The organism is Microbacterium sp. NPDC055599 (assembly GCF_053618975.1).
The window spans coordinates 1-23,609 of the sequence record NZ_JBSHIM010000019.1 but is presented as its reverse complement, the minus strand read 5'-3'; the positions used below and the strand labels follow the sequence as shown (position 1 = coordinate 23,609).

Here is a 23,609-nt window from a genome sequence, read left to right as displayed (position 1 = left end):
GGGTGCTCTCTCTTCTTCGAGGGACTGCGGGTGAGGGGTGGTGCGGGTCAGCCCTTGACCGCGCCGGCGGTGAGACCGCCGACGAGGAAGCGCTGCAGGGCGATGAACGCGATGGCCACGGGGAGCGAGACCACGAGCGAGGCCGCCATGAGCTCCGGCCAGGCGGTCGACGCCTCGCCGATGAACGTGTTGACGAGGCCGGGCGGCAGGGTCTGCTTGTCGGGTCCGGCCAGGGTGAGGGCGAAGATGAAGTCGTTCCAGCCGCGGACGAACGCGAACAGTCCGGCGGCGATGAGGCCGGGGGCCGCGAGCGGCAGGACGATCGAGTGGATGATGCGCATCCGGGAGGCGCCGTCGACGCGGGCGGCCTCGATGAGCTCGTCCGGGATCGTGTCGAAGAAGCCCTTCAGCATCCACACGCACAGCGGCAGCGTGAAAGTGGTGAACGACAGCACCAGCGCCGTGTAGGTGTTCAGCAGCCCGTAGGCCGAGAACACCGCGTAGAGGGTGATGAGCAGCAGCGCCTGCGGGAACATCTGCGAGGCCAGCACGAAGTACATGAGGCTGCGGCGCCCGCGGTAGCGGAACTTCGAGAACGCGTAGCCCATGTAGGCGGAGACCAGCACCGAGAGGATCGCGGTGATGACCGAGACCACGATGCTGTTGCGGAGGTAGCCGAACAGCGCGGGGTTGTTCGCGAGCGCGGCATAGGCCTCGAAGGTGATCTCCGTGGGGAAGAGCTTGGGCGGGTAGCTGAACACCTCGGTGCGCGGGGTGAGGGAGGTCGCGAGCAGCCAGTACACGGGCAGCAGCGCGAACCCGCCGAACACGACCACGGCGATCCAGGCACTGATGGTGGAGGCGCGGCGGTCGGCGCGGGTGCGGCGGCGCCGCGGGGGAGCGGGCGGGGCGGCGACGGCGGTCACCGTCTCCTCGGTCAGCACGGCGGTCATCGCTTCTCTCCCTTCTCGGACAGGCGGACGTAGACGACGACGAGCGCCATCAGCAGGACCATCCAGAGGAGCCCGATCGCGCCGGCGTGACCGAGGTCGAAGCCGTCGAACGCGGTCTCGTACACCGCCGTGGCGAAGGTCTGGGTGGAGCCGGCGGGGCCGCCGCCGGTGAGGACGTAGATGATGTCGAAGTGCTGGAAGTTCCAGATGAACTCCAGCAGGATCACGAGCCCGATGATGCCGCTCATCTGCGGGACCGTGATGGAGAAGAAGCGGCGGATCGTCCCGGCGCCGTCGATCTCCGCGGCCTCGTGCAGTTCGATCGGGACGGTCTGCAGGCCGGCGAGGAGCATGACCATCATCCAGGGGAACGACTGCCAGGTCTTCGCGACGATGACGGCGATCATGGCGGTGGTGGGGTTGGCGAGCCACGCCTGCGGGGAGTCGATGAGTCCCACGGTCTCCAGGGCCGCGTTGAGCACGCCGTAGTTGGCGTTGAAGATCCACATCCACAGGAACGACACGACCACGCCCGGGATCAGCCAGGGGATGAGCATGAGGCCGCGCAGCACCTTGGCACCGCGGATGCGCGTGTTGAGGGCGAGCGCGAGACCGAAGCCGATGACGAACGGCGCGATGGTCGTGCCGAGCGTGAAGACGAGGGTCTGCACGAGGAGCTGGACGAACTCCCCGGTGAGGACGTCGACGATGTTCTGGAAGCCGACGAACTCGCGTCCCGGTTCGACGAGGCTCTGCTTGTAGAACGCGGTGATCAGCGCGGTGATGAGCGGGTACACGACGACCGCGGCGAGGAGCGCGAGGCCGGGGGCCGTGAGGAGGAGCGCGAACATCCCGTCGGAGAGGCGACGGGGGCGGCGACCTGTTCCTATCTGTGAGGAAATGGTCTGTTCTGTCATCTAGGTCATCCTTGGCCTGGGGTGATGTGTCCGCACGCTCGCGGTGCGGTCTCGGGCTTCCTCAGTATTTCCGGCAGATTACGGGCTCGTCAACCGGAGAGCCCAAGAGTGATGAATTGGTATGAACTGTGAAATCTGTGAAGCGCTGCACATGCTTAAGAATCGATCCTTGATAGTCGATTATCGATTGGGTAGGGTCCTGTGCAGCCGCCCGCTGCGGCACCGCGCGAGCTCTTCGCGCGGGAATCGAGAGTTCGGAGACGCAATGAAGCGTGTGCTGGCAGGACTGGCCCTGGCCGCCGTGTTCGGATCCGCCCTCGGCGTCGCCCCCGCGGCGTCGGCCGCGGTCGACGACGACGCCCTCTACATCGCACCGGGGGGTGACGACGACGCCGCCGGCACCAAGGACGACCCGCTCGCCACCCTCGAGGGAGCCAGGGACCGCATCCGGGCACTCAAAGCCGACGAGCAGATCCCCGCAGACGGCCTCACGGTCTACCTGCGCGAGGGCGAGTACCCGCGCAGCGCCTCGTTCGAGATCGGCGAGCAGGACTCCGGTACCGCCGACGCCCCGATCACCTACCGCTCCTATCCGGGCGAGACCGCCACGCTCACCGGCGGTCGCGCGCTGCCCCGCGACGAGTTCGCGCCCGTCGAGGACGCCGCCGTCACCGACCGGATCATCGACCCCGCCGCCCGCGACCAGGTGGTCGCGGTCGACCTCGCCGGCCTCGGCATCACCGACTACGGCCAGCTCAGCCGCCACGGCTACTGGAAGGCCAACGACGTCAGCACCACCCCGCCGATGGAGCTCTTCATCGACGGCCAGGGCATGACGCTCGCGCGCTGGCCCAACGCCGACGCCGCCACCCCCACCGTGCAGATGGGCGACATCATCGACGTCGGCCCCGACCGCAACGACCCGGATCTGCAGAACCGCGGCGGCACCTTCACGTACGGCTACGACCGGCCCCAGTACTGGACCCAGGCCGACGACGTGTGGCTGGACGGCATCTTCGGCTACAGCTGGGAGTGGTCGTACAACAAGATCGAGAGCATCGACACCGCGGCGAAGACGATCACCCTCCGCTACGGCGAGATGTCCGGGATCATGAAGAGCTGGTTCCCCGACTTCCACTTCGCGCAGAACCTGCTGGAGGAGCTCGACGCACCGGGCGAGTACTACATCGACCGCGCGGCGGGGAAGCTCTACCTCATCCCCAACGCCGCCTTCACGTCCGGACGCGGCGACGTCACCGTCACCACGCTCGACGAGCCGATGCTGCGCGCCGACGGGGCGTCGTACGTGAACTTCGACGACCTCGTCCTGGAGTACGGCCGCGCCACCGCCGCCGTGATCCTCGGCGGCTCCCACGTCACGATCTCGCACAGCGACATCCGCAACTTCACCGACGGCGGCGTGCTCATCAACTCGCCGGGGCGCTACACCTACGACGGCATCCCGGTGAATCGCGGCGGCCGCGACCACGCCGTCACCGACAGCCGGCTCACGCACGTCGGCGGCGTCGGCGTGGTGCTCCAGGGCGGCGACAAGACCACCCTCGAGCCGGGCCGCAACCGGGTCGAGAACTCCGAGATCGCCGACTTCGCGTACTACCACAAGGCCTACAACCCCGGTGTGATGTTCGACGGGGTCGGCAACGTCGCCAAGAACAACGAGATCCACGACGCGCCGCACCCCGGCATCATCGTGCACGGCAACGACCACCTCTTCGAGCGCAACGAGGTGTACGACGTCTGCAAGCAGTTCCACGACCTCGGCGCGATCTACATGAACTCCGGCAAGACGCCGCAGCAGCGCGGACACGTCTTCCGGGAGAACTACTTCCACGACATCGGCGCCGGCATGGCGGGCGTCGAGGGCATCTACGCCGACAACTTCACGTGGGACCTCACGATCGAGAAGAACGTGTTCGTCAACATGGGCAACGGCGCCATCAAGAGCGGATCCGCCGACTACATCGAGGCGCGCAACAACGTCTTCGTCGACGCCTACGCGCCCTACGACAACTACGAGCAGTGGATGGGCGACCACGAGGGCAACGTCGTCGACAAGGACTACATGCCCGCCTGGCAGCAGGTGTTCGCCGACAACAACGACTTTGTCGGCACGCCGTATCTGGAGAAGTACCCCGAGCTCGGGCACTTCTTCGAGGACGACCACTACTTCCCGAACCACAGCACGTTCGCCGAGAACGTGGTCTGGAACCCGAACCGCCCCCGCATGGCGGGCGTCAACGAGCACGGCGCCAAGGACGGCAAGAACCTGCTGAACTACGAGGACAACTGGGTGGCCGACGCCGACCCCGGGTTCGTCGCCGCCGCCGGCGGCGACTACACGCTGAAGGCCGACGCCGCCGTGTTCGACCAGATCCCCGGCTTCGAGGCGATCGCGTTCGGCGAGATCGGGGTCGACGGACACATCGGCCAGACGCAGCAGCCGCAGTCGGTCCCGCTGGAGGACATCGCGTTCGACAGCGACTCGGTCACGATCGACGCCGGCGACCAGGTGCGCGTGCGCGCCGTGCCGCTGCCCTGGAACGCCGACGACACCGCGGTGACCTACGCCTCCGCCGACGCCGCCGTCGCGACCGTGGACGACACGGGCGTCGTGCTGGGCATGGGCCCCGGCACCACGACCATCACGGCGACCGCGAAAGCCGACGCCGCCAAGACCGCGACCATCGAGGTGATCGTGGAGGAGGGCGACGGCGTGCTGCACTTCACCGACTTCGAGTCGGGGTCGAACGGCTGGGCGACCGACCCCAACCGCAGCATCCAGGCCGACGCCACGGGTGACAAGGTCTACCGGATCCTCAAGGGCGCGAACAGCATCCTGCCGCGCGACTTCACCGAGTTCGTGCTCGACTTCGACGTGACGACACCGGCGACGACGCCCACCAACGCGGGGCTCATCGTGTACGACCGCAACGGCAAGGGCGGCGGTTACATCCGCTTCCGTCAGGCCGCGGCCGGCCCGACCTGGACCATCTTCGACGACGCCTGGCAGGTGGTCGCCGAGAAGGTCGTGCCCGCCGAGCAGGGCCTCGTCCCCGGTGCGACCTCGCACGTGCGCATCGCGGTCCAGGACGGGCGGATCCGCATCTCCGTCAACGGCGCGATCGCCCTCGAGGGGGCCGATCCCGCGCCGGGTGCGGCCGGTCGCGTGGGCTTCTACGTCGAGAACTACCCGTCGCTGGACTTCGACGACATCGGGTTCTCCCTCTCCGGGGTGCCCGTGACCGGGGTCACCCTCGACGCCGACGCGGTGGCGCTCTCGGTGGGGGAGCGGCGGACGGTCGCCGCGACGGTCGCCCCGCAGGACGCCAGCGACGCCAGGGTGACCTGGACCAGCGACGCCCCCGCGGTCGCCACGGTGGCGGACGGCCGCATCGCCGCCGTCGCCGCGGGCACCGCGACCATCACGGCCACCTCGGTCGCGGACCCCGCGTTCAGCGACACCCTGACGGTCACCGTCGCCGACGCGGAGTACCCGACGACCCGGCTCGACGCGCAGCTGAAGGACCCCGCGGCCTGGAGCACATCCGACCACATCGCCGTCGACGACGCGGGCGTGGTGATCAGCGGCGAGGGGGTGCACGGCTACGAGGGCGAGCGCTTCGGCGACACGCTCCTGCAGTTCGACGCGGACTTTGGTGCCTTCTCCGGAGGGTGGTACGGCTTCCAGGCGCGGTCCGACCAGACCGGTGTGCCCGCGTGGCAGAACTCCAACACCGGGTACCTCGTGGTGATCAAGCAGGACACGATCGAGTTCCAGAGCTGGACCCCCGGTCAGACGATGCTCGACGCGATCCCCAACACCGTCATCGCACCCGACACCTCGCACCGCATCGAGTTCGGCGCGATCGCGGAGGGCGAGGGCACGCGCATCGTGTTCCGGGTGGACGGCGTGACCGTGTGGAGCATGGTGGATGCGCGGGAGAACCTGCGCATCGGAGCGGACGGCTTCTTCAACGTGTACCACTACGGCAAGACGACGGCCCTCGCCGTGCGCCCCACGCCGCCGCCCGCGAGCGTGACCGGCATCTGCTGGGCCGCGGAGGCCGACCCCAAGACCCGCTACCTGCGCGGCGAGGAGCTCGACGTCACCGGGATGATCCTCGGGGTGCGCTGGAGCGACGGCACCCTCACGACGCAGCAGGTCACGGCCGATATGGTGAGCGGATTCGACAGCAGCAAGGTGCGTCCGCACCAGACGCTGACCGTGACCTACGCGGGCGCGACGGTCGAGCTGGAGACCTCGGTCAAGCCCAAGCTCAAGGACGATGAGGAAGAGGTGCCCCGGTGCGAGTGACGTTCATCGGAGACTCCATCACGGATGCGGGGCGCGACCGTGCCGACCCCGACTCCCTCGGTGACGGCTACGTGGCCCTCCTCGCCCCGGGGCTGCGGGCGGCCGGCGCGACCGTGCGGAACCTCGGCATCGCCGGGAACCGTGCGCGCGACCTGGCCGCCCGGTGGGACTCCGAGCTCCTGCCGACCGCGCCGGAGCTGCTGACCGTGTACGTCGGCGTGAACGACATGTGGCGACGGTTCGACAGCGACGACCCGACGTCGGCGGAGGAGTTCCGGGCGACGCTCGACCCGCTGCTGGCCGGCGTCGCCGGGGAGCGGGGCCCCCGCCTGATCCTCATGGAGCCGTACTTCCTTCCGGTGACGCAGGAGCAGCGCGAGTGGCTCGACGACCTCGATGGCAAGCGGGCGGTCGTGCGCGACCTGGCCGCGTCGCATGGTGCCGCCTTCGTGCCGCTCCACGAGGTGCTCACGGCCGCCGCCACACGGCAGCCGGTGGCGGAGCTCGCGCCGGACGGCGTGCATCCGACGCCGCGCGGATCCGCGCTGATCGCCGAGGCCTGGCGCACGGCCGCGTCCATTAGCGATAGTCGATAATGGACGTAGACTGATGGTCATGACGGATGCTCTGGGCACAGCGGGACTGCAGCGAGGACTGCTGTCGGATCAGATCTACGCGATGATCAAGGCGATGATCAAGGAGTCGACCCTCGCCCCGGGCGAGCAGCTCGTCGAGTCCCAGCTCGCGCGACAGCTCCAGGTGAGTCAGGCTCCCGTGCGTGACGCCCTCAAGCGCCTCGCGCACGAGGGGCTCGTGTCGCACGTGCGGCACCAGGGCAACTTCGTCGCGAGCTACTCCGCCGAGGAGGCCGAGCAGGCCAAGGTCGCCCGGGTCGAGCTCGAGGGCCTGGCCGGCCGGCTCGCGTGCGGCGCGCTCGACGCCGCCCGCCGCGACGAACTCGTGTCGCTCATCGCGCAGATGCATGAGGCGGCCGAATCCGCCGACCTCGCCCGTTTCCGCGAGCTCGACTTCACGTTCCACCGCGCCGTGATCGAGGCGAGCGGCAACGTGTACCTGCCGCGGATGTGGGATCTGCTCGAGCCGAGCCTGCGGGTGATGCACGTGCTGGGCGACCCGACGTTCACCGGCGACTGGCACGAGGTGGCCGACTGGCACAAGGGGCTGCTCGACGTGCTCGACGCGGGCGATGTCGAGGCCGCGTCCGCGCTGTTCCGTCGCCACGCCGCCGGCACCCTCCTCGACGACGCCTGACCTTCCCGCGCCGTCCCGCGCGACTCCGTGCCAGCCGCCGCGCGACGAGACAGACGGCGGGGGTCAGGCGCCCGTGGGGTAGAGGCGGTCGGCGGTCGCAGACCAGAACGCCCGTTCCTCGGCGCCGGAAAGGCGGGGCAGCACCGCGCGCGTCGCGGCGAGCACGTCCGCATAGCCGATGCTCCGCGTCGACATCGGCCAGTCGCTGCCGAACGCCAGCCGCTCCGCGCCGAAGAGGTCGAACGCCAGCCGCAGCAGGCCGCGCGATTCCTCCGCGCCGCGGGCCGAGAGGTCGAGCCCGGAGACCTTCGCCGACACGCCCGGCGCCGACGCGGCCTCGTCCAGTGCTGCCCGCCACGTGCCGTCGGGCGTCCGCGCCCCGAGGCCCAGGTGGCACACCACGATCGCGGTGCCCGGGTGCCGGCGGGAGAGGGTGGCGGCGGCGGGCAGCTGCTCCGGCCGGATCAGCAGCTCGAGCGCACGGCCGGTCGCGCCGAGGTGGTCGGCGAGCGCGTCGAGGCCGTCCACGTCGGACAGGTCGGCGGCGAACTGGGGCACCGCCGCCCGCACGCCGACGACCGCGGGGGTGACGGCGACGCCGGTCGCACCGGCCGCTCGTCCGGGCGCGGGGGAGTACTGCAGCACCACGCGCCGCAGGAACGGGTCGCGCGCGGCGGTCGCGGTCAGCCACTCCGCCTCCGCCACGGAGTCCGCGGCCTGCACCGCGATCGCGGAGGCGACACCGGCCGCGGTCAGCTCCCGTCCGAGCCCGACGGCGGAGGCGTGCCGCGGCAGGTCGAGGTCGTCGCGGAACCAGGGGATCGGCACGGCGTCCACATCCCAGACGTGCACGTGGGCATCGACGATCCGCATGTCAGGTCCCGTGCGGCGCCATCAGGCGGCGACCGCGACGACCGCGGCGCCCGCGGCACGGGGGAGCCGCCGTCGCCGCCCGCTCACACGGCCTCCGCGTCGAGGGCATCCCACAGCGCCGCGGGGAGCGCGGCGTCGAGGCCGTCGACGAACGCGTGCACCTCGGTCGGCGTCCGCGCCCCCACGACCACCGCGTCGGCGCCGTGGCGCAGCGGGAACTGCACGGCCGCGTCGGCCAGCCGCACGTCGTGTGCCGCACACACGGCCTGCAGTCGCAGCGCCCTCTCCTGCAGCGCGGCGGGCGCCGGCTTGTACTCGTAGAACGGCGAGCCGACCGGGTCGACGAGGATGCCGGAGTTGAACACCGCCGCCGCCAGGACGCCGATGCCCCGTGCGCGAGCGGTGGGGACGAGGCGGTCGAGCGCCGTGCGGTCGAGCAGCGTGAGCCGCCCGGCCTCCATCACCACGTCGAGCGGCACCTCGGCCACATAGCGCTCCAGCGGATCGAGGCGCCCGAGCCCGACGCTGATCGCCCGCACCACGCCCTGGTCCCGCAGATCGAGGAGGGCCGGGAAGGCCGTCGCGAACGCGGCCTCCACATCGAAGGGGTCGTGCAGGTGCAGCACGTCCACCCGGTCCACGCCGAGGCGGGCGAGGCTGCCGTCGAGGCTGCGGAGGATGCCGTCGCGGCTGAGGTCGACCACGGAATCGTGCCCGCTCGCCGCACCGCGCACCGGAGCGCCTTCGGCGTCGACGAGCACCCGTCCCACCTTGGTCGCCAGCACGTAGTCGTCGCGGGGCACGCCGCGCAGGGAGAGGCCGAGCTTGCGCTCGCTCTCTCCCGAGCCGTACAGCGGCGCCGTGTCGAAGAACCGCACGTCGCGGGCGAGGGCCGCGTGCACGGTGTCGACGGCATCCGCGTCCGGCACCGGCGCGAACAGGTTGCCGATCGGGGCGCAGCCGAGCCCGGCGTCGTCGCGGGCGGCGGCGGCCGGGTTCAGAGGACGGAGCTGCGGACGGAACGCCATGCCTCGTACTCCTCGCGGCTGTCGGGGGTCAGGGGGTAGTAGTCGCTCAGCCGGGCGCCCTCGTCGAGGCGCTTGCGGCTGAACACCTCCCACTCCTCATGATCCTGCGCGTCCTCGACCACCTGGGGCGCCATCGCCTGCGGAACTACGACCGGTCCGTCGTCGTCGGCCACGACCAGGTCGCCGGGCATGCACAGCGCACCGCCCACCGCCACGGGCACGTCGAACGCCCACGGCACGAGCTCCGACTGCGAGGCGTAGTGCGGGGTCGTGCCGGTCGACCACACCGGGATCCCGAGCTCGCGGATGCGGCCGGCGTCGCGGATGCGCCCGTCCACGACGATGCCCGCGCCGCCCTTGCGGGCGAAGTAGCGCGCGAGGATGTCGCCGACGCAGCCGGAGAAGCGGCTGCCGTACGCCTGGATCACCAGCACGTCCCCCGGCTGCACCGCTTCGAGCACGTGCCACAGGGCCGTGTGCCGTTCGGCGTACTCCTGGCCGTCGCCCGAGGCCATGTCCTCCCGCTGCGGCATGAACTGCAGCGTCAGGGCGGAGCCGACCACGCGCTGGCCGAGGCTCAGCGGCTCCGGTCCCTCGATGTAGCTGCGGCGGATCCCGAGGCCGTGGAGCTTGGCGCAGGCGGTCGCCGCGGAGATCGCGTCGAAGGAGTCGAGCACGTCGCGCGACGGCCGCTGGTACGCCGCCCCCCGCACGGGCAGGGGGAAGTCGGGTCGGATCAGGTCGCTCATGCGGCTCCTTCGGGGAAGAGGTGGCGCGGCGAGCCGGTCGCGCGCGCGATGGTCAGGTCGAGGTCGGCGAGGTGCGCCGGTGGCAGGGTCACGACGAGGTCGTCGTCGCAGGGGAAGGTGTGCGTGACGATCTCGCCCTCCGGTCCGGCGTACGTGCCGGAGGCGCCGGGCCAGCCCGAGGCGTCCTCGGCGGTCGCGGTCACCTCCACGATGCGGTCGAGGCCGAAGCGGCCGCCGCGCAGCCGCACGGTGCGGGTGTGCACGGCCGAGGTGTTCACGAGCTGCACGCCGATCCCGCGGTCGTCGAGGCGATGCACGAGCGCGGCGACGTCGGGCGGGAGCCCCGGCCGGCCGCGGTCGGCGTCCTCGTAGCGGAGCGCGGTGAACCCGAGCCCGCCGTTGTAGAGCACCTGCGGGGCCCCGGCGACGAGCTGCGTGAGCACCTCGGTCACGACGGGGTTGACGCGCTGCCAGAAGTGCAGGTGGGCGGCATCCGGATCGCGGTCGTCGGCGAGCATCATGGCCGTGCGCCGCGCGACCTGACCGAGCGCCATCTCGAGCGCACGCACCGGGTACTCCGGCAGCTCTCCGCGGAGATAGGCGAACCATCCGGCCTCGTGCCCTGCCTCCTCCTTGTCGCGGAAGGGCGCGACGGGGTCGGCGGAGGAGGGGAGTCCCGCGATCGCGCGCTCCAGGCGGCTGCGGTCAGCGGTCGAGCGCGACCACCACCACAGCCACAGCGGCAGGTCGAGCTGCAGCGGACCGAAGTCGAACCACCCGTCGGGTCCGTGGCGGTAGGGCACGAGGACCCCGGGCTCGGCAGCTGCGGCTCCGAGCCGGGCCATCCAGCCGCCGCGCAGGCTGTAGGTCGAGTCGGCGACGGTGCCCGTGCGGCCCTCCGCGAGCACGGTGTCGAGCATCGTGCGCACGAGGTCGAGGGCGGCATCGTCGCCGGTGACGAGCGCGTGGTTGAGGGCGCCGATGAGGGCGCTCATGCCGACGGAGTGCAGTCCGTGCGGCCACGCCCACCCGTAGTGGCCGCCCCACCAGCGCCCGCCGTGGAGCTCGCCCACCGTGCCGCCGGGGCCGACGTTGTCGGGGAGCAGCCCGCCATCGGCCCGTGTCCGCCACCCGTCGACGTACTGCTCGATCCAGTCGGCCGCGGCGGCGTCGCCGTCGTACAGCCACCGGTTCGCCGCGAGCGAGGTGGCGGCGAGGTTCACGGCGATGTCGCCCGCGGCGCGACGCTGCATCTCCTCGGCCATGCGGTGCGCGTTGTCCGGGTCGGCGAGGTCGTCCCAGGTGCGGATGCCGTCGAGCCCGTGCAGGGGCAGACCGTAGGGTCGCATCTCGGCCCGGTCGGCCACATACGGCACGATCTTCTCGTCCAGGCCCGGTCGAGCGCCCAGGGCACCGTTGTGCGGTGCGCGGATGATGGTGTGCTCCGGGTCGTAGTTGCCCTTCGCGGGATCGATGAAGAGCGCGGAGAACCGGGCGGCGCGCGCCGCGAACGCCGTGTCGGCCGGGTCGGCCTGGCAGATGCCCGCGAACAGCAGCAGCGACTCGCCCTGGTGGAACCAATCGTAGCCGTTGTCGTACTCGTCGGCGAGCATGCCCGCCTCCGCGAGCTGCACCGTCACGCCCTCCCAGTGCCGCTTGGCGTCGGCCAGCACCTCGTCGGGCCCGCCGAGCAGGTAGAAGGCCGGCCAGTTGAAGAACGGCTCGTAGAGGTCGTCGACCCCGTCGCGGTCCACGAACTCGGCGACGCCGCGGAGGCGGCCGTCGGGGAGCGTGTACCGGTCGCGGAAGACGCGGCGGGCCTCCTCGATCTCGGCGAAGAGGCGCCGCTGCAGCACGGCCCAGGCCGGGATCGCCCGCAGGGGGCGGGTGAGCGGATGCGCGGGCACGGTCATCCCTTCGTCGCGCCGGCCACGAGGCCGCCGATGATGTGGCGCTGCATCACGATGAAGAACACCATCGCGGGCAGCACGGCGAGCAGCAGGGTCGGGAACACCTGCGTGTAGTCGGTGGAGAACTGCCCGACGGCGGCGTACACACCCGTGGTGACGGTGTAGATGCCGGAGCTGGGGCCGAGGATGATCTGCGGACTCACGAAGTCGTTCCACACGCCGATCGAGTTCAGCACCACCGCCGTCGCCACGACCGGCTTCATGATCGGGAAGACGCACGCCCAGAACGCGCGGATCGGACCGGCGCCGTCGAGGGACGCGGCCTCGTCGATGTCGCGCGGCACGCTGCGCAGGTACGCGGTGAACAGGAAGATCGTCACGGGGAGCGTCGCCGCCGTCTCGAAGAGGATGAAGCCCGGGATCGTGTTGATCAGTCCGAGCACCCGCAGCACGAACACGACGGGGATCAGCGTGACCTGCCCCGGGATGAACAGGCCGGAGACGAAGAGCAGCAGCAGCCCCAGGTGCCACTTGGAGCGGCCGCGCGCGATCACGTAGGCGACCGGTGCGGCCAGGGCGATGCAGCAGAGGTTCACGAGCACGACGAACAGGAGCGTGATGCCGTAGGCCGCGATCACGTTGAACTTGCTGCTCGTGATCGCCTCCCACAGGTACTCGAACGTGAACGTCTGCGGCGTGATCAGGAGCGGGTTCTCGATGATCTCCGCCTGCGGCTTGAAGGCGTTGATGACCATCGTGTACATCGGGATCAGCATGGTGATCGCCACGACGCCGAGGACGATCCAGCGGATCGCGCTCACCGCGAGCGCCGGCCGGTTGCGGGTCTGCTTCATCAGTCGGTCGCCTTCTTCTCGGAGCGGCGTCGCACCAGCGTGACGGCGAGACCGATGACCGCGGTGACGATGAGGAGGATCATGGACTGCGCGGCGCCGAACCCGAGGGCCGAGTTCGCGAACGAGTCCTTGAGGATCTGGTAGACGATCGTCTGGGTGGAGCCTGCCGGGCCGCCGTCGGTGAGGGAGAGCACCACGTCGTAGGCCTTGAGGAGCCCGACGAGGGTCAGCACCAGGTTCACCGTGAACACCGGCGCGATGAGCGGCAGGGTGATGGAGCGGAACTGCTGCCAGCGCGAGGCGCCGTCCACGGTCGCGGCCTCGTAGTACTCGGCGGGCACCGACTTGATGCCGGCGAGGAACAGGATCATGTTGAAGCCGAAGTGCGACCACACGATCGTGAAGATCACGCTCGCCTTCGCGAAGGTGGGGTCGGTGAGGAAGGGCATCGCGGGCAGGCCGACGGTGGTGAGGAACCCGTTGACGGCGCCGCTGGGGGAGAGCATCGCCGACCACAGGAACCCGATGATGAGGGCGCTGATGACGTACGGGTAGAAGAAGATCGTGCGCAGGATCGTGTTCGAGCGGCCGGGACCGGCGATGAGCGCGGCGATCGCGAGACCGATGGCGTTGCAGAGGATCGTGCCGACCACGGCGATGATGCCGGTGAAGATCGCGGCCTGGGTGGAGCGGGGGCTGCGGAACGCCTTGATGTAGTTCTCCCAGCCGACGAACGTGAAGTTGAGGCTGTACCCGTTCCAGTCCGTGAAGCTCAGCACCGCGGCGAGGATCATCGGGATGACGAACATCGCCAGGAAGACGGCCACGGCGGGCCCTCCCATGAGGATGCCGGGGAGGCGGTGCCGCCACCGCTGCAGCGCGGAGCGCTTGCGGGGGGCGGGGGTCGAGCTCATCGGCGTCGATGGTCCTGTCGGGGCGGTCGCCGCGGCCGGGGGCGGCGCGGTCGTGGTGGGCGGAGTCATGGCGGCACTCTCGTTCTCGGTGGCGCGTTGGTGGGGGTGGCGCGGATGCGGCGCCGGGGAGGCGCCAGGGACGGATGCGGTCCCCGGCGCCTCGAGCGGTCAGCCGGCGTTCGCGGCGAACCAGTCGTCCATGGCCTTCAGGACCTGCTCGGCGGAGGCGCCGCCGATAAGGGCCTGGGTCTGGGTGTTGATCTCGCCCGGGTAGCCGTCGGGGAGCGTGCGCTCGCCGTAGCCGCCGCCGGTGGGGGTGTAGGCCTCGGCGGGCGTGTCGGCGACGATCTGCAGCAGCTCTTCGCCCAGCGGCGTCATGTCGTACTCGTAACCGTCGCGGAAGTTGCCGTCGACCGCCAGCTGGTCGCTGACCGCGGTCTGGTCGGTGGTGAGGAACTCGACGAGCTTGGCCGCGGCGTCCTGGTGCTCGCTGGACTTGAGGATCGAGTACGGGCTGGCGATGTTGGCGCCCATCGCGGGCTGCTCGTCGCCGTCGAACGACGGGGCGCGGAAGACCCCGATGTCGGCCGACTCGGCGGCCTTGGCCTGCGTGCCGGCGAACCAGCTGCCCATCGAGTACACGGCGGTCTTGCCCGACAGGAACGCCTGCTCGGCGTCGGGGTACTTGATGCCGAGCGCGTCGGTGGGGATGTAGCCCTCGGACACCCACTCCGCGTAGGTCTCGACCGCGTCGCCGTAGGTCTCGCTGAAGGTGTCCTCGCCGGACGACATCTTCTGGAACCACTCCGGGTCCTCGGCGATGATCGTCGGCAGGCCGAGGGCCTGCAGCGTGTGGCTGCTCATCCAGTCGCCGCCGGTCTGGATCGGGGTCCACCCCGCCGCCTTCAGCTTGCCGAGAGCCTCGGTGAGCTCGTCGACGGTGGTGGGCAGCTCGGTGATGCCGGCCTCCTCGAACGCGGTCTTGTTGTAGAAGAAGAGGCTCTGCAGCTGCACGCCGATCCCGGCCATGTAGTTCTTGCCGTCGATCGAGTACTGGTCGGCGAGGGGACCGGACGAGGCCCACTCGTACCCGGACAGGTCGACGAGCTCGGGTGCGAGCTTCGTCGTCGGGGCGATCGACTGCACGACGTCGGGGGCGTCGCCGGCCGCGAGCAGGCGGGGCACGGCGGCCTCCACGCCCTCCGCGCCGGGGTTCTGGATGACGACGTCGATGTTCGGGTTGGCCTCCTCGAACGGGGCGACGAGGTCGTTCCAGAACTCCTCGGTCAGGTTCGGGGTGACGTTGACGAGCATGCGCACCTCGACGTCCTCCGAGGAGGAGCCGCCGTCGTCTCCGGCGGGGGTGGAGCAGCTGGCGAGGGCGAGCGCGGACACTGCCGCGATGCCGACGAGGGGGAGGAGTCGGGCCTTGATCATCGTTGATCCTTTCCTGATGCATGAGGGAGGGCCGCTGGCGACATTACACTAATCGATAATCGTTTGTGAAGAGCGCAGTCGATCCGCGAATGAGCGCAGCGGGACGAAGGACGGTCGCTGTTCAGGGGCCGTGGAGCGAGATGGGCTCACTCGCTCAGGAGTTGCGCGAGACGGGCGCGGGCGACCGGTGAGGCGTCGGTGTCAGGCGTGTGCGCGCCGAGCGCGGTAGGCCGCGACCGCGTTGCGGTTCGCGCACGTCGTGGAGCAGTACCGCTTGGAGCGGTTGCGGGAGAGGTCGAGTGCGATCGCCTGGCAGGTGTCGTCCTCGCAGACCGTGAGGCGCGAGCCCTCGTCCGCGCGGATCACGTCGATGAGCGCCATCACCGTCTCGACGAGCACGCGCTCGGCGAGCGGCCGCTCGTCGTGCACCGCATGGAGGTGCCAGTCCGCTCCGTCGTGCCGCACCAGCCGCGGAGTGAGCTGCAGCTCGGCGAGGGCATCGTTCACGTGTGTGGCCATCTCGTCGCGCGGGGCGAGCAGCATCGCTCGCAGCCGCGGGCGGAGGGCGCGCAGGTCGTCGAGTTCCACGCCGTCGCGGTCGAGCCTCCCGGTGTAGGGGAACACCTCGAGGAACGTCTTCTCGTCGTCGATGTCGACGAGGGTGTCGGGCTCTTCGGCGGAGTTCGCGAGCCAGACCGCCGCGCGCAGCGCATCCTCGGTGTCATCGGTGAAGACCATGTTGACATCTTACTCGGTCCGCGAGTAGCGTCATCGTCCATGAGCACCGTGGCCGATGACAGGAACCGCACGCGGAGCGATGTGCGCCTCGGGCTCCCGCTGGCCGTCGCCGCCGCGTTCGCGTTCGGCTCCTCCGGGGCGTGGGCGCGCGGACTCATCGACGCGGGGTGGACGCCCGGCGCGGCCGTCACCGTACGGGTGGGGGTCGCCGCGCTCGTCCTGCTGCTCCCGACCCTCCTGGCGCTGCGGGGGCGGTGGCGCGCCCTCCGCCGGAACGCCGGGATGGTCCTCGCCTACGGGCTGCTCGCCGTGGCGGCCACTCAGCTCTGCTACTTCCAGGCCGTCGCCGTCATGGATGTCGGGATCGCGCTGCTCATCGAGTACACGGCTCCGGTCGCGGTGCTGCTCTGGCTGTGGCTGCGCCGCGGCGAGCGACCGACGCGGCGCAGCGTGCTCGGGGCGGGGATCGCCTTCGTCGGGCTCGTGCTGATGCTCGACATCGTCACCGGTACGCAGGTGAACGTGGTCGGCGTGCTCTGGGCGCTGGGGGCGATGGTGGGGGCGGCGAGCTACTTCGTGCTCTCGGCGAAGGCCGACACCGGACTCCCGCCGATCGCGCTCGCCGGGAGCGGGCTCCTGCTCGGTGCCGTCGGTCTGGCCCTCGCCGGTCTGGTCGGGGTGCTGCCGTTCGCGTGGACGACGGCCGATGTCGCGTACCGCTTCGGCACGGTTCCCTGGTTCGTGCCCGTCCTCGCGATCGGGCTCATCGCGACCGCGCTCGCCTACGTGCTCGGCATCGTGTCCACGAGGATGCTCGGCTCGCGTCTCGCCTCGTTCGTCGCGCTCGCCGAGGTCGTGGCCGCCCTGCTGTTCGGGTGGCTGCTGCTCGACCAGCTCCCCGGCCCGCTGCAGGCGCTGGGCGGCGTGCTCGTGCTCGCCGGCGTGGTCGTGGTGAAGCTCGGCGAGCCGCGGGTCGCCGCGTCCGAGCCTATGTATACGAATACAGCCTGAACGCGACCGCGCGCCCACCTCGAGCGGGTTTATGTATACACTGAGGGCATGGTTCTCCCTGTCGAGCGCACGTCCGCGAGCGATCGCGCCTATGCGGCCCTCCTCGACGGCATCCAGTCGGGCGCCCTCCCCGCGGGGTTCGTGCTGGGCGAGGTCGAGCAGGCCGAGCGTCTCGGCGTCAGCCGCACCCCGATGCGCGAAGCCCTCCGCCGCCTCGCCGCCGACGGACTGGTGGTGCAGCAGTCCCCCCGGGTCACGGTGGTGGCCGCCCTCGACGCCGACGACATCCGCTCGCTGTTCGAGATCCGCCGCGCGCTGGAGGAGACCTCGGCCCGCCTCGCCGCCGCCCGGGGTGACGCCGATCTCTTCGCCGCCCTCGCCGACGAGTTCTCCCACGTCGACCTGACGCGGGCCGCGGGCCGCGACGCCTACTACGCCCTGATCGCCCGCTTCGACGCGGCCCTCGACGACGCCGTCGACAACGACTACATCGCCGCGGCCCTGCGCACCGTGCGCACGCACCTGGTGCGGGTGCGGCGCATGGCCAAGGACAAGCCCGCCCGGCTCGCCGCGTCGGCCGCCGAGCACCGCACGATCGCGCAGGCGCTCGCCGCGCGCGACGGCGACCTGGCCGCCCATGCCACGCACGTGCACCTGCACAACGCGCTCACCGGCATCCTCGACTCCCTCCCCGACAGCGAAGGACACTCATGACCGTCACCCACCACGTCCGCGTGCGCGCCAGCTCCGAGAACCTCGCCCGCGAGGACCAGCTCGCGTGGAAGATCGCCGAGGTCGCCGTCGACCGGGTCGAGGTCGAGCAGCCCGTCGTCGACATGATCGTCAACCGCATCATCGACAACGCCGCCGTCGCCGCGGCCTCGCTCACCCGCGCCCCCATCGTGGCCGCCCGCGCGCAGGCGTTCAGCCACCCGGTGTCGACCGGGGGTGCCGGGGCGAACCTGTTCGGCGCCGCGCTCGACCACCGCACCAGCCCGGAGTGGGCGGCGTGGGCGAACGGTGTCGCCGTGCGCGAGCTCGACTACCACGACACGTTCCTCGCCGCCGAGTACTCGCACCCAGGTGACAACATCCCGCCGATCCTCGCGGTCGCCCAGCACGCGGGCAAAGACGGCCGGGCGCTCGTGCGCGGCATCGCCACCGGCTACGAGATCCAGATGGACCTGGTGCGCGCGATCTGCCTGCACCGGCACAAGATCGACCACGTCGCCCACCTCGGCCCGTCGGCCGCGGCCGGCATCGGCACCCTGCTCGACCTCGACGTCGAGACCATCTACCAGGCGGTCGGCCAGGCGCTGCACACCACCACCGCGACCCGGCAGAGCCGCAAGGGCGAGATCTCCACGTGGAAGGCGCACGCCCCGGCTTTCGCGGGCAAGATGGCCGTCGAGGCGGTCGACCGGGCGATGCGCGGACAGACCAGCCCGGCACCGATCTACGAGGGCGAGGACGGCGTGATCGCCTGGATGCTCGACGGCAAGGACGCCGCGTACGACGTGCCGCTGCCCGCCGCGGGTGAGCCGAAGCGCGCGATCCTCGACTCGTACACGAAGGAGCACTCCGCGGAGTACCAGGCGCAGGCGCTGATCGACCTCGCCCGCCGCCTCGGCCTCGCGAACCCGGCCCTCCGCGACCCCGCGAACATCGAGTCCATCGTCATCCACACCAGCCACCACACGCACAACGTGATCGGCTCCGGCGCGAACGACCCGCAGAAGTACGACCCCACCGCGTCGCGCGAGACCCTCGACCACTCGGTGCCGTACATCTTCGCGGTCGCGCTGCAGGACGGCGGCTGGCACCACGTCGACTCGTACGCCCCGGAGCGCGCGGGCCGCGCCGACACGGTCGCCCTGTGGCACAAGATCACCACGGCCGAGGACCCGGAGTGGACGCGCCGCTACCACTCGGAGGATCCGGACGAGAAGGCGTTCGGCGGTCGCGTCGAGATCCGCCTCACCGACGGCAGCACCGTGGTCGACGAGATCGCCGTGGCCGATGCGCACCCGCTCGGCGCGCGACCGTTCGCCCGCGCCGACTACATCGCGAAGTTCCGTCTGCTCGCGGAGCCCGTGCTGGAGCCGGCCGAGATCGACCGGTTCCTGGAGCTCGTGCAGCGCCTCCCCGAGCTCACGGCCGCCGAGGTCGCCGAGCTGTCGATCGTCGCGAAGCCCGGTGTGCTCGACGCCGCCCCGGCTCCCCGAGGCCTGTTCTGATGCTGTACTCCACCGTCACGCCCGCCGAGAAGCGGCGGCTGTTCCGGGAGCGCCTGTCCTCGGGCGAGCTGCTGCGGTTCCCCGGCGCGTTCAACCCGCTCAGCGCCCGGCTGATCGAGCAGAAGGGGTTCGACGGCGTGTACATCTCGGGCGCGGTGCTCTCCGCCGACCTGGGGCTGCCCGACATCGGCCTCACGACGCTGACCGAGGTCGCCGGACGCGCCAAGCAGATCGCGCGCATGACCGACCTGCCCGCGATCGTCGACGCCGACACCGGCTTCGGCGAGCCCATGAACGTGGCCCGCACCATTCAGGAGCTGGAGGACGCGGGACTCGCCGGCACCCACATCGAGGACCAGATCAACCCGAAGCGCTGCGGTCACCTCGACGGCAAGAGCGTGGTCGATGAGGACACCGCGATCAAGCGGATCCGTGCCGCCGCCGACGCCCGCCGCGACGAGAACTTCCTGATCATGGCGCGCACCGACATCCGGGCGATCGAGGGACTGGACGCCGCGATCGACCGCGCGAAGGCCCTGGTCGACGCGGGTGCCGACGCGATCTTCCCCGAGGCGATGCGAACGCTCGACGAGTTCGAGGCGATGGCGGAGGCGCTCGACGTGCCGATCCTCGCGAACATGACCGAGTTCGGCAAGAGCGAGCTGTTCTCGGTCGACCAGCTCCGCAGCGCCGGGGTGCGGATGGTGATCTGGCCGGTGTCGCTGCTGCGGATCGCGATGGGCGCTGCGGGCCGTGCGCTCGATACGCTGAACGACGAGGGGCATCTGACCTCGACGCTCGGCGAGATGCAGCACCGCGCCGATCTCTACGACCTGATCGACTACGAGTCGTACAACCACTTCGACTCCGGGGTCTTCAACTTCACCATCACGAAGGAGTGAGCATGACCGAGCCGGACATCAAGAAGGGCCTCGCGGGGGTCGTCGTCGACACGACCGCGATCTCGAAGGTCAACCCCGAGACGAACAGCCTGCTGTACCGCGGCTACCCGGTGCAGGAACTCGCCGACACGCAGCCGTTCGAGGCCGTCGCGTATCTGCTGTGGAACGGCGAGCTGCCCACGGGGGACGAGCTCGCGGCGTTCCGGCTGGAGGAGCGGCGGCACCGCGCCCTCACGCCCGAGGTGAAGGATGCGATCGACCGGCTGCCGCTGGACGCCCACCCGATGGACGAGGTCCGCACGGCGGTGAGCGTGATCGGCGCGGTCGAGACGGCCGGCATCCGCAACGTGCTCGATGCGGTCGGCACGCCCGAGGTCAACCTGGAGCGCAGCCTGCGCCTGTTCGCGGCCCTTCCGGCGATCGTCGCCTACGGGCAGCGGCGTCGGCGGGACCTGCCGGCGGTCGAGCCGCGGGACGACCTGGACTACGCGGCGAACTTCCTCTGGATGACGTTCGGCGAGGAGCAGGACCCGGTGGTGGTCGATGCGTTCAACCGCTCGATGACGCTCTACGCGGAGCACTCCTTCAACGCGTCCACCTTCACGGCGCGCGTGATCACCTCGACGCTCAGCGACCTGTACTCCGCGGTCGTCGGGGCGATCGGGGCGCTCAAGGGCCCGCTGCACGGCGGTGCGAACGAGGCCGTGATGCACATCTTCGACGAGATCGGCGCGGCCGACCGCGTGACCGAGTGGCTCGACAAGGCGCTGGCCGAGAAGCGCAAGATCATGGGCTTCGGTCACCGCGTCTACAAGCGCGGCGACTCGCGGGTGCCCACCATGAAGGCCGCGCTCGACACCCTGGTGCGCCACTACGACCGCCCGGAGGTGGCCGAGCTCTACGAGCGTCTGGAGGGCGAGTTCGTGGAGCGCAAGGGCATCTACCCGAACCTGGACTACCCGTCGGGCCCCGCCTACAACCTGATCGGCTTCGACACCCTGACCTTCACGCCGCTTTTCGTCGCGGCGCGGATCACGGGGTGGACGGCGCACATCCTGGAGCAGCAGTCGTCGAACGCCCTGATCCGGCCGCTCTCGGCGTACGTCGGAGCCGAGGAGCGGCACGTCGAGGGGTACACGCCGGACACCGCCGCGATCGAGGTGCAGGAGCGCCCGGAGGAGGCGTCGGCCTGACCGCCACGAGCGCGATCTGACAGCGCCGCCGGGGGTTCTCGGCGGCGCTGTAGCGTGATGGAGCCCTCGGGGTCAAGGCGATGCGGCGAATTCCCGGGCGGAGTAGAACCGGATGCGGGCCGTTCGCGCCCCGCACGAAGGAGGGTTCATGTCCGCATCCGAGGTCACCGTCAAGGAGGTCCGGTCGCTCGTCCCGGCGCGCATGGACCGGCTGCCGTGGTCGCGCTTCCACTGGATGATCGTCGTCGGCCTCGGCTTCTCGTGGATCCTCGACGGGCTCGAGGTGCAGATCGTCGCCGCGAACGGCTATGCCGAGACCCTCGGCATGGGCCCGGCCGAGGTGGGTCTCGCCGGCACGTGCTACCTGCTGGGCCAGGTGTTCGGGGCGCTGGTGTTCGGTCGCCTCGCCGATCGCCTCGGCCGCAAGAACCTCTTCCTGATCTCGCTGGCGGTCTACCTCGTGGGCTCCGCGGTGGCCGGTCTCGCGTTCGCCCCGTGGTTCTTCTACATCTGGCGGTTCGTCGCCGGCGCGGGCATCGGCGGCGAGTACGCCGCCATCAACTCCGCGATCGACGAGATCATCCCGGCGAAGTACCGCGGCCGCGTCGACATCGCGATCAACGGCACCTATTGGGGCGGTGCGGCCCTGGGTGCCGTGGCGAACATGTTCTTCCTCAACACCGACCTCCTGCCCGCCGACCTGGGCTGGCGGCTCAGCTTCTTCGTCGGTCCGATCCTCGGCCTGCTGATCATCTGGCTGCGTCGGCACATCCCGGAGAGCCCGCGCTGGCAGATGACGCACGGCCGTGAGGAGGAGGCGGAGCGCAACGTCGACGCGATCGAGGAGCGCATCCGCAAGGAGGGCAAGACGATCGACCCGGTCGACGAGGACAAGGCGATCACGGTCAAGGAGTACGGCAGCGTGCCGTTCCTGGTGATCGCGAAGGTGCTGTTCCAGAAGTACCCGCGTCGCACGCTGGTCGGCATCACGATGATGGTGACACAGTCGTTCCTCTACAACGCGATCTTCTTCACCTACGCGCTGGTGCTCGAGAACTTCTACGACACCCCGCCCGCCTCCGCCTCGCAGTACTTCATCGTCTTCGCGGTCGGCAACCTCGCCGGCGCCCTCATCCTCGGCCACTTCTTCGACACGTGGGGCCGGCGCCGCATGCTGTTCGGCACGTACGTGCTCGCCGGGCTGATCCTGCTGGTCAGCGCCTTCCTGTTCAACGCGGGCGTTCTGAACGCGGCGACGCACACGGCGTTCTGGTGCGCCTCGTTCTTCTTCGCCTCCGCCGGTGCGTCCGCCGCCTACCTGACGGTGAGCGAGATCTTCCCGCTGGAGCTGCGCAGTCAGGTGATCTCGTACGTCTTCTCCATCGGCCAGCTCGTCGGCGCGATCGCCCCGGTGCTCTACGGGGCGCTGATCGGGGCGAGCGCCGAGTCCGGCGACCGCGGCCCGCTCTTCTGGGGCTACGTGCTCGGTGCCGCGATCATGATGTTCGGCGGCGTGGTCTGCGGGGTGTTCGGGGTGAGCGCGGCGGGCAAGTCGCTGGAGGACATCGCGGATCCGCTGTCGCTCGTCGAGCCGGGGAAGAAGAAGGTCACGCCGGACGGCGCGTGAGCGTCAGCGGGCGAGCCAGCCGCGCAGGGAGCGGGTGACCCAGGGGAGCACCCAGTAGGTCATGATCGGCGTGAGCACGAGCGTGGTCGCGAGAACGCGCAGCCAGATCGGCAGGCCGTCCCATCCCGGCACCGGGCTCATGGCGTAGGTGAAGACGAGGTTGACGGGGAAGAAGCCGAGCCAGATCGACACCGCCTGCTTCCAGCGCGGCGGTGCGGGGGCCACGGCGACCGTGGTCGTGCCGTCGGGCTCGACCACGGGGATGGAGCCGGTGGACGGCTCGTCGAACCACCCCTCGATGCCGGTGCGGCGCTTGGAGCGCTCGCTGCGCACGAAGCCCTCGCCCATGGAGAGCCACCAGGTGCGCTCGCCCGACTGCTCCCAGGCAGTCAGCGACTCCTCGCTCGCGAAGCGGTAGAGCATGTGCCACACCTGCGAGTCCTCGCCCGCGCGCACCCACCCCGAGCCGAGGAAGCCCGGGTACTTCGTCGCCAGGTTCACGCCGGTCTGCACCCAGGCGGTCGCCTCGGCGATGCGCTCGGGGTCGACCTCGCGGCGGATGGAGACGGTGACGGGCTCGGACACGGGGGCGGTTGCGGACATAGTGCGGTCCTCGGGGGTGGGGGCATCGGGGTGCGGACGCCGGGTGGGGTGGGGG

General features: G+C 70.5%; 20 protein-coding genes. 9 read left to right on the top strand and 11 right to left on the bottom strand.

Features of this window, described 5'->3' with window-relative positions:
- Positions 1–47 precede the first annotated feature (47 nt).
- Positions 48–953, bottom strand: a complete 906-nt coding sequence (locus tag ACWGQ1_RS16370) for a carbohydrate ABC transporter permease (RefSeq protein WP_247637826.1) — start codon at positions 951–953, stop codon at positions 48–50.
- Positions 950–1,804 (bottom strand): carbohydrate ABC transporter permease, encoded by an 855-nt coding sequence (locus ACWGQ1_RS16365; protein WP_205812600.1) that lies wholly within the window; start codon positions 1,802–1,804, stop codon positions 950–952. The genes ACWGQ1_RS16370 and ACWGQ1_RS16365 overlap by 4 nt, the downstream gene beginning before the upstream one ends.
- A gap of 331 nt (positions 1,805–2,135) precedes the next feature.
- Between ACWGQ1_RS16365 and ACWGQ1_RS16360 the strand changes: the two genes are divergently transcribed.
- Genes ACWGQ1_RS16360 through ACWGQ1_RS16350 form a run of 3 tightly spaced genes read left to right on the top strand, consistent with a single transcriptional unit; the run spans position 2,136 to position 7,478 of the window.
- Positions 2,136–6,206 carry an Ig-like domain-containing protein gene (locus ACWGQ1_RS16360; protein ID WP_452313366.1) on the top strand — a complete coding sequence of 1,357 codons (4,071 nt, stop codon included), beginning with the start codon at positions 2,136–2,138 and terminating at the stop codon, positions 6,204–6,206.
- Positions 6,203–6,802: an SGNH/GDSL hydrolase family protein gene (locus tag ACWGQ1_RS16355; RefSeq protein ID WP_247982269.1), complete on the top strand. Its 600-nt coding sequence runs from the start codon at positions 6,203–6,205 to the stop codon at positions 6,800–6,802. The genes ACWGQ1_RS16360 and ACWGQ1_RS16355 overlap by 4 nt, the downstream gene beginning before the upstream one ends.
- 19 nt (positions 6,803–6,821) lie before the next feature.
- Positions 6,822–7,478 (top strand): GntR family transcriptional regulator, encoded by a 657-nt coding sequence (locus ACWGQ1_RS16350; RefSeq protein ID WP_136044536.1) that lies wholly within the window; start codon positions 6,822–6,824, stop codon positions 7,476–7,478.
- Positions 7,479–7,541: 63 nt separating this feature from the next.
- Here ACWGQ1_RS16350 and ACWGQ1_RS16345 read toward each other — a convergent pair whose 3' ends face one another.
- The 8 genes from ACWGQ1_RS16345 to ACWGQ1_RS16310 form a co-directional block, all read right to left on the bottom strand.
- On the bottom strand, positions 7,542–8,351 hold the full coding sequence (locus ACWGQ1_RS16345; protein WP_452313365.1) for an amidohydrolase family protein: 810 nt from the start codon (positions 8,349–8,351) through the stop codon (positions 7,542–7,544).
- A gap of 83 nt (positions 8,352–8,434) precedes the next feature.
- Positions 8,435–9,379, bottom strand: a complete 945-nt coding sequence (locus ACWGQ1_RS16340; RefSeq protein WP_452313364.1) for an aldo/keto reductase — start codon at positions 9,377–9,379, stop codon at positions 8,435–8,437.
- Positions 9,349–10,128 (bottom strand): RraA family protein, encoded by a 780-nt coding sequence (locus tag ACWGQ1_RS16335; RefSeq protein WP_136029516.1) that lies wholly within the window; start codon positions 10,126–10,128, stop codon positions 9,349–9,351. The genes ACWGQ1_RS16340 and ACWGQ1_RS16335 overlap by 31 nt, the downstream gene beginning before the upstream one ends.
- A complete protein-coding gene (locus ACWGQ1_RS16330) occupies positions 10,125–12,041 on the bottom strand; it encodes a hypothetical protein (protein WP_452313363.1) in 1,917 nt (638 codons plus the stop codon). Before ACWGQ1_RS16330 ends, ACWGQ1_RS16335 begins: the two co-directional genes overlap by 4 nt.
- A complete protein-coding gene (locus ACWGQ1_RS16325) occupies positions 12,038–12,892 on the bottom strand; it encodes an ABC transporter permease subunit (RefSeq protein WP_452313362.1) in 855 nt (284 codons plus the stop codon). The genes ACWGQ1_RS16330 and ACWGQ1_RS16325 overlap by 4 nt, the downstream gene beginning before the upstream one ends.
- Entirely contained in the window at positions 12,892–13,875 is a 984-nt protein-coding gene (locus ACWGQ1_RS16320) for a carbohydrate ABC transporter permease (RefSeq protein WP_206252580.1), read from the bottom strand. Before ACWGQ1_RS16320 ends, ACWGQ1_RS16325 begins: the two co-directional genes overlap by 1 nt.
- 99 nt (positions 13,876–13,974) lie before the next feature.
- Positions 13,975–15,243: an ABC transporter substrate-binding protein gene (locus ACWGQ1_RS16315; RefSeq protein ID WP_136029522.1), complete on the bottom strand. Its 1,269-nt coding sequence runs from the start codon at positions 15,241–15,243 to the stop codon at positions 13,975–13,977.
- A 201-nt stretch (positions 15,244–15,444) separates the two neighbouring features.
- Positions 15,445–15,981, bottom strand: coding sequence for a CGNR zinc finger domain-containing protein (locus ACWGQ1_RS16310; protein ID WP_452313361.1), 537 nt, complete (start codon positions 15,979–15,981; stop codon positions 15,445–15,447).
- Between the two features lie 39 nt (positions 15,982–16,020).
- Here ACWGQ1_RS16310 and ACWGQ1_RS16305 point away from each other — a divergent pair, with 39 nt between their 5' ends.
- The 6 genes from ACWGQ1_RS16305 to ACWGQ1_RS16280 all read left to right on the top strand — a co-directional run bounded on the left by ACWGQ1_RS16305 (position 16,021) and on the right by ACWGQ1_RS16280 (position 22,951).
- Positions 16,021–16,992, top strand: coding sequence for an EamA family transporter (locus ACWGQ1_RS16305; RefSeq protein ID WP_452313360.1), 972 nt, complete (start codon positions 16,021–16,023; stop codon positions 16,990–16,992).
- Between the two features lie 48 nt (positions 16,993–17,040).
- Positions 17,041–17,706, top strand: a complete 666-nt coding sequence (locus tag ACWGQ1_RS16300; protein WP_136029526.1) for a GntR family transcriptional regulator — start codon at positions 17,041–17,043, stop codon at positions 17,704–17,706.
- Positions 17,703–19,229 carry an MmgE/PrpD family protein gene (locus ACWGQ1_RS16295; RefSeq protein ID WP_452313359.1) on the top strand — a complete coding sequence of 509 codons (1,527 nt, stop codon included), beginning with the start codon at positions 17,703–17,705 and terminating at the stop codon, positions 19,227–19,229. Before ACWGQ1_RS16300 ends, ACWGQ1_RS16295 begins: the two co-directional genes overlap by 4 nt.
- Positions 19,229–20,131 carry a methylisocitrate lyase gene (gene prpB / locus ACWGQ1_RS16290; RefSeq protein ID WP_136029531.1) on the top strand — a complete coding sequence of 301 codons (903 nt, stop codon included), beginning with the start codon at positions 19,229–19,231 and terminating at the stop codon, positions 20,129–20,131. Before ACWGQ1_RS16295 ends, prpB begins: the two co-directional genes overlap by 1 nt.
- Before the next feature lie 2 nt (positions 20,132–20,133).
- The gene (locus ACWGQ1_RS16285) at positions 20,134–21,324 is read left to right on the top strand and encodes a bifunctional 2-methylcitrate synthase/citrate synthase (RefSeq protein ID WP_136029533.1); all 1,191 of its coding nucleotides are present in this window, start codon (positions 20,134–20,136) and stop codon (positions 21,322–21,324) included.
- Between the two features lie 148 nt (positions 21,325–21,472).
- Positions 21,473–22,951: an MFS transporter gene (locus ACWGQ1_RS16280; RefSeq protein ID WP_136029535.1), complete on the top strand. Its 1,479-nt coding sequence runs from the start codon at positions 21,473–21,475 to the stop codon at positions 22,949–22,951.
- 3 nt (positions 22,952–22,954) lie between these two features.
- On the opposite strand, the gene ACWGQ1_RS16275 is transcribed toward ACWGQ1_RS16280, so the two are convergent.
- Positions 22,955–23,554, bottom strand: coding sequence for an antibiotic biosynthesis monooxygenase (locus tag ACWGQ1_RS16275; RefSeq protein ID WP_447653260.1), 600 nt, complete (start codon positions 23,552–23,554; stop codon positions 22,955–22,957).
- Between the last annotated feature and the right edge of the window lie 55 nt (positions 23,555–23,609).